At 64.5% G+C, this 1448-nt stretch carries 1 protein-coding gene; it reads right to left on the reverse strand.

The window, feature by feature from the left end; translation table 11 throughout:
- Positions 1 to 7: 7 nt before the first annotated feature.
- Positions 8 to 1174, reverse strand: coding sequence for an IS30 family transposase (locus ACAG26_RS27610; RefSeq protein WP_370486261.1), 1167 nt, complete (start codon positions 1172 to 1174; stop codon positions 8 to 10).
- Positions 1175 to 1448 lie beyond the last annotated feature (274 nt).

A 1448-nucleotide genomic window follows, 5' to 3' on the forward strand; every position in this document is an offset into this window, starting at 1 on the left:
CTTGGATTCAAGCGGTGGCTGCAACGAATGTGGACGGGTTTGAGAGTAGTCGCTCGAGTTCTTCGGCGGGTGTTCGCCAGCCGAGGCGTTTGCGGGGTCGGGCGTTGAGTTCGGCTGCTACCTGGTCGAGCCAGCCCGGCCCGTAGAACGACAGGTCGGTGCCTTTGGGGAAGTACTGGCGCAATAGACCGTTGGTGTTTTCGTTGGTGCCACGCTGCCAGGGGCTGTGCGGGTCGCAGAAGTAGATCGGCAGCCCGGTGGCCTCGGTGATCTTGGTGTGCAAGGCCATCTCGCTGCCCTGGTCCCAGGTCAACGACCGGCGCAGTACCTCGGGGATGTCGGGGATCTTGGCTGATATGGCCTCAGCCAAGGTCGCCGCGGTGTGATCCCCAGGCATGTGCAGCAGGACCACGAACCCGGTGGTGCGCTCGACCAGGGTGCCGATCGCTGAGCCTGACGCTGTGCTGCCCAGGATCAGATCACCTTCCCAGTGGCCGGGAATCGCGCGGTCATCGGCCTCGGCGGGACGTTCGCTGATTCCGATCATTCCGTCCTTGAACCGGTTGCGGTCAATAGTGGCGCGGCCCTGCGGTTTCCGCTGGACTCGACCAGTGCGCAGCGCGTCTTTGACCAGCCGGGCCAACTCGCCACGCGGCTGAACGTAGATGGCCTGATAGATCGTCTCGTGTGACACCCACATCTCCGGATCGTCGGGAAAATCCTCCCGCAGCCGGCCCGCGATCTGCTCGGGACTGTGCCGCTGTTGCAAGCGTGCCACCACCTCAGCCAACAACACAGGGTTGTCCTCGAGCTTGCGCGGTTTGGGCCGCTTACGGTTGGCGTCGACCACATCCTGGCCCACCTGGGCTCGATAGCCCGAGCTGGTCAGGCCCCGGGCGATCTCCCGGTTGATCGTATCTTGGTGACGCCCCAACACCTGAGCAGCCTGCACGGGTGCACAGCCGTTCTCCAGCAGTTCCTCAAGCCGCCAGCGCTCGGTGAATGTTAGGGGAGCTCGCCGCTGCGGCGGTGGCGCGATCTGCGTGCTGATCAGCACATCAGCAGGGACCTCGGTTCTAGGCATGTAGCCAGCCTGTTGCACCCAGATCTGGCCCATGTTCTCCGACACGCCGACGATCACCGCGGCCTGGGTCGGCGAGGCCCCCGACTTCATCGCCGCCCAGAATGCCTCCCGAACCGGCGCCGAATACCGAATACCCCGATGCGCGAGGTTGGCCGCGATCCCCGCGGCCTTGGCCCACCTGCAGCCCGTCTGGTGACACACCCCAGCCACCGTTGCCGCCGCCGATTGCGACAGCCCCGACCTCAACGCCTCCAGGAAAACCTCACGAGCCTCATCCGGAACCTCTTTGCTGCCCTGCTTCCGAAACGCCATCGAACAACACCCCTAAACCAATCAGGTGTTGCAGCGACCGCTTGAGCCCAAG

It is taken from the genome of Mycobacterium sp. pUA109, from assembly GCF_041287095.1.
Lineage (GTDB): Bacteria > Actinomycetota > Actinomycetes > Mycobacteriales > Mycobacteriaceae > Mycobacterium.